Source organism: Mesorhizobium sp. M7A.F.Ca.CA.004.12.1.1 (assembly GCF_003997835.1).
In the GTDB taxonomy this organism is placed as follows: Bacteria; Pseudomonadota; Alphaproteobacteria; order Rhizobiales; family Rhizobiaceae; genus Mesorhizobium.
Window position 1 is genome coordinate 1 of the sequence record NZ_RZRK01000201.1, and the last position, 8,725, is coordinate 8,725.

The window sequence follows — 8,725 nt, forward strand, 5'->3', positions numbered from 1 at the left end:
GCATCAGCGCGCCGACGATGGTGCCGAGGATCGTGCCGCGTCCGCCGGTCAGCGCCGTGCCGCCGACCACCACCATGGCGATCACTTCGAGCTCATAGCCGGTGCCGGCCACCGGTGAGGCGGCCGAGATGCGGAAGGCGCTGATCATGCCGGCCAGTCCCGCAAGGACCGAAGTCAGGATGAACAGCCACACCTTGACGGCGTCCGCCGGCACGCCGCGCGCCACCGCCGCGTTCCGGTTGGAGCCGATGGCGCTGATCCAGTTGCCGAGCTTGGCATAGCGCAGCACGTAGATCGCCAGCAGCGAGAGACCGATGAACCACCACAGCGAGGTGTAGAACCGGAACGACCCGACATTGAAGCTGCCGGCCAGCAGCGTGACGAAAAAGCCTGGCTGGTCCCAGGATTTCAGCGGAAAGCCCTGCGTGATGTAGAGCGCCGCCCCGCGCACCACGAGCAGCATGGACAGCGTGACCAGGAAGGACGAAATGCCGATCTTGGTGACGATCAGCCCGTTGATGGCGCCGATGGCGATGCACAGCAGAAGCCCGGCCAGAAGCGCGATGCCGATATCGACGCCTCCGTTCTGCACCAGAAGCATGACGACGACCGGCGCCAGCCCGAACACGGCACCAACCGACAGGTCGAATTCGCCCGCCGTCAGAAGCAGCGTCATGCCGAGCGCGATAATGCCGAGCTCGGGGAGGAACGCCATCATGTTGGAGATGTTGAGCGGCGACAGGAAATTGGCATCGGCGATGGCGAACACCGCGAGCAGGACAATGAGGATGACGAGCGAGGAGAATTGCGGCGAGCGCATAAGGCTCGATCTACGTTTCCCGACAGGCATTTCGTCTTCTGCGGCGATCATCATGACTGCTTGAACCATGCTTTGAAATGGTGCCCGCGGCCTGCGCCGCGGGCACCGGTTTTCACTTCGTGTCGTAGAGTTTCAGGATCGGTTCGACGCTCGAGGCGTCGTAGAGGCTGAAAGTATGGATGTCGTAGCCGATCGGTTCGCCCGACGCGGCGAGCCCGAGCAGCGCCACCGGCATGAAGCCTTGCGCAGACGGAAACTGCCAGGCGGCCGCGTTGACGAAGCCGGACTTCACGGCTTCCGCGGTTTCCTTCGAATTGCCCCAGCCGACGACCGGGATCTTGCCGGCCGGCACACCGGCGCCGTCGAACACCCGCTTGACGCTGGCCGCGACGGAATCGCCGAGCGCGATGATCGCCGGCGGATTGTTGGCCACCATATAGTCGGTCATCTTGGCAATGATGCCGGCCGGGTCGGTGCCGCAATCGACCACATCATATTTGATCCCCAACGGATCGAAGACGCTGGCGATGCCTTCGGTCTCCAGCTGCTGATAGCTGGCGCCAGGCACTTCCACCGGCAGGAACACCTTGTCGCCCTGCTTCACCATCTTGTGGTCGACAAGATACTTGGCCCAGATGACCCCCGCCTCCTTGAGATCGGCGCCGACATAGGCCTGCCGTCCGGTCGCCGGATCGTCTGTGTTGAAGAACACGATCGGGATCCCGGCCGCCTTGGCAGCCTTCACTTCCTCGGTCCACAGGCCCGGCTGGGCCGAGGTGGTGGCGATGCCGTCGGGCTTGGCCGCAAGCGCGGAATTGAAGGCCTCCTTCTGCGCCGCCATGTCGCCGCCGCTGAAGGAGATCTTGCAGGTCACCTTGAGCTGGTCGCAGGCTTTGGTCGCGCCGGCATTCCAGTCCAGCCAGAACGCATCCGACGGACCGCCATGCGACAGCAGATAGAACGTCTTCTGGCCATCCTGCGCCATTGCCGGCGAGGCAAATGCGATGCCCGCGAACACAGTCGCGGCCGCTGCCAGTTTCAATCCGAATTTCAACACTGCAATTCCTCCCTTGTTGTTGCTTCCAAGCCGGATGCACCGCCGGCAAAGGGCGACGCACAGCTGGTCAGAGACCGTTGGCGCGGAACTTGTCGTCGAGAAATTTCTTGGCCCTCGGCACGTCGTCTTCCGAAAGGTGTTCGATGATCACCGGGATGTTCGGGTTCTTCTGCGACAGGCGCTGCAGATAGAGGTCGTAGTTCAGCGAGCCGGTGCCCGGCGCGTTGAGGACCATCTCGCCAACGCCGCGGAAGGTGTGCGAGGCCAGCGCGTCGTCATCGCCGATGTCCGCATGCTTCTCGCTCTTGTCGTCGCCGGCTCGTGCGACATCCTTGGCATGCGCGATCTTGACCTTGTCGGCCAACGTGTCGAACACCTGGTTCAGCACCTTGTCCATCTGGTCGATGTTGTGGCTTTCGAAGTAGTTGGTCGGATCCATCAGCAGGCCGAGGCCCGGATGGTCGACCTGCGCGAACATCCTCACCGTTTCCTCGACCGAGCCGACGACATTGTTGACGTAGGTTTCGAGCAGGAACATTGAGCCGTGGTCATAGGCTTCCTGCGCCAGTTCGGAGATCGCCTTGCGGCACATCTCAAAACCCTCTTCGGACTTGTTCTTGGGATCGCTCATCCACTCGCTCTCGGTGTTGTAGGTACCGGTCTCCGAGATCACGTAAGGACTGCCGAGCTGGCGGGCGTTGCGGATGATTTCCTTCAGCCGATCGACATTCGCCTTGCGGTGCGCGAGGTCGGGATGAATGACATTGGTGTAGCCCGAGATGCAGCAGATCGGCAGGTCGTGGGCACGGAACGTGTCGCGAACCTTCTTGGCCTTATCCTTGGTGATCTGGCCGGCCGACAGGTCGATATCCTTGAAATGAAGGTCGAGCTGCACGGTGTTGAAACCGTGGCCACGGATCTTCTTCGCCGACTCTTCGAGGCCGTACGGGAAATAGCCCGTGAAAATACCTGCCTGCATCATAGTGTGAATTCCTCCCTGTAAGCGATTCAGTTGTCTGGTGTTTCAGTTGCGGTGATCAGGTAGCGATTTCGGAAAGCTTGACCGTGCGGCCCTCGTCGATCGAGCGATAACCCGCCTCGACCAGCGCCATGGTCTTGACGTTGTCGGCGACCGACAGCGCCGGCGGTGTGCCGGTCTTCACCGCGTGCTGGAGCTGCTCCATCACCCCGATAAAGGCATGCGGGAACCACATCGTGTCCCAGCTCGGACTGACCCACTCGCCTCCGGTCGTCTCGGTCGAGGCATAGGTCAGCGTCGAGGCAGCGCCCGTCGGCCAGCCAATGGTGCCCTTCGCGACCCCCTTGCTGCCGTCGACGCGCCAGTTGATGTGCTGGTCGTCCTTGTAGCCATCCTGACGCGGACCGGACCAGACATCCTCCAGCGACACGGCAAGCACACCGGACGGGAAGCGCAGCGTCGACACGGTGATGCCGTCGGAATGGTCGAATGTCGTGCGCGGATCCTTGCGTGTCAGCGTGGTGATCTCGTCGGGATCGCCGAACAGAAAGCGCAGCACGTCGAGATGATGCACGCTCATATTGGCGAGCGTCAGCCGGTCATAATCCTCGAGGAAGCTCTGCCAGTGCGGGATGGCGTGCATGTCGATCTGCGCGAAGACGATGTCGCCCAGCGCGCCGCTGTCGATGATCTGCTTCAAGACGCGCATCGACTGGTCGTAGCGCATGTTCTGGTTGACCGAGAGGATCTTGCCGGCCTTGGCCGCCTCGTCACGCAGCTTGACCGCTTCCTCGACCGACAAGGCCAACGGCTTCTGCGCCAGGATCGCCTTGATGTGCTTCTGCTTCAGCGCGTGACGGATCAGCGCCGGCTGCAGGTCGGGCGGGAAAGCAAGGTCGATGATCTCGACATTTTCGTCCTCGATCAGTTTTTCCGGTGTGTCGTGGACGGTCGGAATGCCCCAGCGCGTCGCCACCTTCTCGGCGCTGGTCCTGGTGCGCGAGGCGATTGCCACCACCGGGAACCCAGCTTCCTTGTAGGCGGCCAGATGGCACTCGGCCATGATCATGCCTGCGCCGACGCAGCCGATCTTGTATTCCTTCGTGCGGACCTTCACGTCCGGCTCGAAGCCCTTGTTTGCCATCTCTTCCTCCCGAAACTCATTCCTTGCGGCTGTCATCGTGCCAACGCTCCGCCGCTCTGTTCGAAATAATGCACTCTGGCCGGCTCGCAGGATATCGCCACCATGGCATCCGGCCGGATGTCGGGCTGACCGCGCAGCAATGCCTTCAGCCGCGCCTGCCCGGCAGCGAGCGTCACCACGGTGTAGCCGCCAAGCGGCTCGACCTCGAACACTCGCGCCGGGCGGCCCGGGCCCCCGTCCGCCCACGGTCTAACCTTGATGTCTTCCGGCCTCAGCCCGATCTCCACGGCGTCGGCGGGCGCTGTCTTGTCGTCGATGCGAATCGTGCCTTCAGCCGCTTCGACACCGCCCTCGCCGCGCGCCGATCTGAGGATGTTCATCATCGGCGAACCAAGCAGCCTTGCCACATAGGTGCTGGCCGGGCGGTCGTAGATCTCTGCCGGCGTACCGATCTGCCTGATCTTGCCGTCCTCCAGGATGGCGATGCGATCGGCGACCGACATCGCCTCTTCCTGGTCATGCGTGACGTAGATCAGCGTCTTGCCGAGTTCGCGCTGGATGCGCTTCAGCTCGACGCGCGTTTCCTCGCGCAGCCTGGCGTCGAGCGCCGAGATCGGATCGTCCATCAGATAGGCATTGGGATCGCGCACCAGAGCCCGCGCGATCGCCACGCGCTGCCGCTCCCCGCCCGAAAGCTGTCCCGGCGGCTTGTGCAGGATATGGCCGATATGCAGCTTCGCCGCGACGTCGGTGACCCGCCGCTTGATCTCGGTCTCGGCGACCCGGCGTTCGACAAGGGGAAAGCGGACATTTTCGAGCGCGCTCATATGCGGAAACAGCGCCAGGTTCTGGAACACCATCGCCACGTTGCGCTCGGCCGGCGACATCGCGTTGACCGGCCTGCCTCCGATCAGGATTTCGCCGGTGTCAGGTGTCTCCAGCCCGAGCACCAGGCGCAGGATCGTCGACTTGCCCGACAGCGGCGGTCCGAAGAAGCAGAAGAACTCATTGTCGTTGACGGTGAACGAGGCGTCGTCGACGGCAAGTGTGTTGCCGTAGCGTTTGGTCACGTTGCGAAAGACGATATCGGCCATGGCTCAGGTCGCTCCACGGATCAGTGACAGGTAGCGAACGCCGGCGCCGCCCCTCATCCGCCTGCCGGCACCTTCTCCCCGTATAGGGACGGGGAGAAGGGAGAAGCTCCAACGATGACGCCCCCCTCTCCCCGTCTCTACACGGGGAGAGGGTAAGGGTGAGGGGCGGCGCCAACTTGCGAAAATTTGCCGGACCAACATCTCAGCCTCCCACCCTCATGGCGCGGCCGGTGGCAGCGTCGAAGACGCGCACCGACGACGTAGTGGGGGCGATGACAGCGGTGTCGCCGATAGTCAGTCCGACATCATTGTCGAACACCGTTTTCACAGCCGCCTCGCCCTGGCCGAGATGAACGATGGTGCGCGCACCGATCCGTTCGACAAAGGTCACCGGCATTGCGAGGCCCTGCCCATTCTGCACCAACGTCGCCTGTTCAGGCCGGAATCCGTAAAGCACCTCGCCGCGCGCACCACGCATGGCCGCTGCGAGTTCGCCCGGCAGCGGCGGCGTGACGCCCAGCGGTCCGAGATCGACGACCAGTCCGCGGTCGCTCTCCGCTGGCCTGCCTTTGAGCAGGTTCATGCCCGGCGCACCGATAAAGCGGGCGACGAAGACATTGGCCGGATCGTTGTAGACCTCGAGCGGCGTGCCGACCTGCTGCAGCACGCCATGATCCATGACCGCGATGCGGTCGGCCATGGTCATCGCCTCAAGCTGATCGTGGGTGACATAGACCATGGTCTGGCGGAACTGCCGCTGCAGCTGCTTCAGTTCGGTGCGCATGACGGCCCGGAAAGCGGCGTCGACATTGGACAGCGGCTCGTCGAGCAGGAAGATCGCCGGCTCCATGATCGCCGAGCGGCCGATCGCCACCCGCTGCAAGATGTTGACCGACAGCCTGTCGGCCTTGCGGTCGAGCAGCGGCGTCAGCTGCAGCATCTCAGCGATAGCGCCGACACGGCGGTCGATCTCGGCTTTGGCAGCCCCTCGCATTTTTGGTCCATAGGCAAGGTTCTGGCGCACCGTCATATGCGTGAAGATGGCGTAGTTCTGGAAGACGAAGCCGACGCCGCGCCGGCCCATCGGCACGCCGGCCATGTCGCGCTCGCCAAACAGGATCTTGCCGCCGGTCGGCTCTTCCATGCCGGCGATCATGTTCATCGTCGTCGACTTGCCGCAGCCCGACGGGCCGAGCAGCGCCATGAACTCGCCGTCTGATATTGCCAGGTCCATGGTCTTGAGCGCGGTAAAGTCGCCGAATTTCTTGACCAGGTTCTGCAAGTGGATCGCGCTCATGCCGTTACCTCGCGTGCCCGCGCCATGCGCTTCATGGCAAACACCGCGACGATCGACAGCACGACCAGAATGGCCAGCGCGATCGCCGCCACATAGCCCCAGATCAAATCCTGAGTGGTGAGCTTGTAGATGTAGACCGAGATGGTTTCGGTGGCGACGCCTGGACCGCCGCCGGTCATGATGTAGAGCGTGTCGAAGATCTTGAAGTTCTCGATCACCCGGATCGCCAGCGCGATGATGATGATCGTCTTCATCTTCGGCAGCACGATGGTGACGAAGCGCTGCCAGGGATTGGCGCCGAGCAGCGTCGCCGCCTTGATCTGATCCTCCGGCACGCCGACCAGACCGGCAAGCAGGATGAGGAACATCAGCGGCGTCCACTGCCAGATGTCGGCGACCATCACCGCGATCAGCGCCAGAGTCGGATCCGACAGCCAGGCGATGGTGACGGGAGATCCGGTGAGCGCCGACAAGATGTCGTTCACCGGCCCTCTCGACTGGAACAGCATGAAGAACATGTAGCCGGCCACCGCCGGCACCACCATCATCGGCATCAGCAGGATCGAATAGAAGGCGCGCTTGCCCGGGAAATCGTCGGCAAACAGCGTCGCCAGCGCCAGCCCAAGCAGGAATTCCGCCGGCACGCAGACGATCATGACGATGGCCGTACGCTTCAGCGCGCTCCAGAAGCGCGCGTCGGCGGCGAGATCGGTGTAGTTGGCAAAGCTGTTCCACATCGACCAGGCGTTCCACCAGCCGGTGCCCGACAGCGGCGACCAGTCAGTGACGCTGATGTAGAGCTGCATCAACAGCGGGAAGGCCGAGATGAACAGCACCAGGATCTGCGCAGGCAATGTCAGGCGAAAACCCAGCCTTGCGCCCTCATCGCGCGAAACCGGCTTTGCTCCGACGGCTGTCATCTCATCCTTGGACGTCATGGCAGTCACCGCGCTCATTGCTTGAGCGCCCCGAACGTCAACCCGCGCACCAGATGGCGTTGGATGGCGATGCCCATGATGACCGGCGGCACGGCCGCGATCAGGCCAAGCGCCGCCTTGGCGCCATAGAGCTGCCCGGTCATCGAGGAGGATAGCGAGGCCATGTAGACCGGGATGGTCACCCATTCGCGCGTCGTCAGAAGCAGCGCGATCAGATAGTCTGACCAGTTGAGGATGAAGACGAAGAGCGCGGCACTGGCGAGCGGCGCGCGCATCATCGGCAGCGTGATGCGGGTGAAGACGCGCAGCCGCGAACAGCCTTCGACAAGCGCTGCCTCCTCGATCTCGCGCGGCATGTCGTCGAAGAAGGTCTTCATCAGCCAGAAGGCGAACGGCAAGGTGACGATGCCGTAGATCAGCGCCAGGCCCCACCAGCTGTCGGTGAAGTTGAGGAAAGCCCACATGATCATCACCGGGATCATGACCGCCATCGGCGGAAAGATCCTGAGCTGGATCAGCGCCAGCGGCAGGTTCTGGCCGGAGCCGAAACGCGACAGCCCATAAGCCGCGGCAGTGCCCGCCGACATGGCGATCACCGTGCCGAAAACCGCCGACAGCAGCGATGCGAGGATCGGCTTCAGCGCGTTACGGTCGAGCGCGACGATCAAATTGTTGGTCGACTCGCCGAACACGAAACGGAAATTGCTGAGCGTCGGGTTCTTCGGCCACCAGGTCAGTTCGGCGCCGGTCGCCGACCATTCGGCGATCGGCTTGAACGCCATCGATACCATCCACAGGATCGGCACCAGCGTCACCGCCATGGCCGCGAAGATCGCGGCATAGCGGAATATCAGGAAAGGAACGGAACGCTTCATCTGGCGGCTTTGCTGGTGGCGTTGTGGGCGGAGGGGAGAAGTAGGCTCCTCCCCTCCTTCGATATGATCCAGGGAGAAGGATCAGACGATTGGATCGAGAACTGTCGGCCAGGCCTCCTTGTTGGTCTTGATGGCTTCGAGCAGTTTGTCCTCGCCGGTGCGCCGGGCGATCTTCTTCCACTCTGCCTCGGTGTCGGCCATCGCCTGCTCCGATGTCTTGGCCTTGGTCAGCGCCGCCATCAGGTTCTCGTCGAGCGCATTGTGGAAGGCTGTCGCGCCGGGATAGTTGATGGTCGGCACGGTGCGGGCGACCGTCTCGCGCACGACGTCCATGTGGTAGGCATGATAGGTCTGGCGCACCAGCGGATCGGAGAAGTCCGAAAGCCGGAACGGGTCCAGATAACCGCCGGGGTTGGCACTCATCCAGGCATAGATGCGGGCCGAGCCCAGCCATTGCAGCAGGAGGTAGGCGACCTCCTGGTTCTTCGACTGTGACGAGATCATGCCGGTCAGCGAAAACC

General features: G+C 62.9%; 8 protein-coding genes and 1 pseudogene. All 9 read right to left on the reverse strand.

Features of this window, described 5'->3' with window-relative positions; all coding sequences use genetic code 11:
- The coding region (locus EN984_RS13030) for an ABC transporter permease (protein ID WP_245480061.1) at positions 1-820 on the reverse strand (820 nt) is incomplete at its 3' end.
- A gap of 112 nt (positions 821-932) precedes the next feature.
- Positions 933-1,877, reverse strand: a complete 945-nt coding sequence (locus EN984_RS13035) for a substrate-binding domain-containing protein (RefSeq protein WP_127267574.1) — start codon at positions 1,875-1,877, stop codon at positions 933-935.
- A 67-nt stretch (positions 1,878-1,944) separates the two neighbouring features.
- Positions 1,945-2,859: a sugar phosphate isomerase/epimerase gene (locus tag EN984_RS13040; RefSeq protein ID WP_127267575.1), complete on the reverse strand. Its 915-nt coding sequence runs from the start codon at positions 2,857-2,859 to the stop codon at positions 1,945-1,947.
- A 55-nt stretch (positions 2,860-2,914) separates the two neighbouring features.
- The gene (locus EN984_RS13045) at positions 2,915-4,000 is read right to left on the reverse strand and encodes a Gfo/Idh/MocA family oxidoreductase (RefSeq protein ID WP_127267576.1); all 1,086 of its coding nucleotides are present in this window, start codon (positions 3,998-4,000) and stop codon (positions 2,915-2,917) included.
- A 32-nt stretch (positions 4,001-4,032) separates the two neighbouring features.
- Complete coding sequence (locus EN984_RS13050; RefSeq protein WP_127267577.1) at positions 4,033-5,094, reverse strand: ABC transporter ATP-binding protein; 1,062 nt, start codon at positions 5,092-5,094, stop codon at positions 4,033-4,035.
- 202 nt (positions 5,095-5,296) lie between these two features.
- Positions 5,297-6,391 (reverse strand): ABC transporter ATP-binding protein, encoded by a 1,095-nt coding sequence (locus tag EN984_RS13055; RefSeq protein WP_127267578.1) that lies wholly within the window; start codon positions 6,389-6,391, stop codon positions 5,297-5,299.
- A complete protein-coding gene (locus EN984_RS13060; RefSeq protein ID WP_127270896.1) occupies positions 6,388-7,347 on the reverse strand; it encodes a sugar ABC transporter permease in 960 nt (319 codons plus the stop codon). Before EN984_RS13060 ends, EN984_RS13055 begins: the two co-directional genes overlap by 4 nt.
- The gene (locus EN984_RS13065) at positions 7,344-8,204 is read right to left on the reverse strand and encodes a carbohydrate ABC transporter permease (protein WP_127269508.1); all 861 of its coding nucleotides are present in this window, start codon (positions 8,202-8,204) and stop codon (positions 7,344-7,346) included. Before EN984_RS13065 ends, EN984_RS13060 begins: the two co-directional genes overlap by 4 nt.
- An 81-nt stretch (positions 8,205-8,285) precedes the next feature.
- Positions 8,286-8,725 (reverse strand): annotated as a pseudogene (locus EN984_RS13070) (sugar ABC transporter substrate-binding protein); the annotation flags it as partial.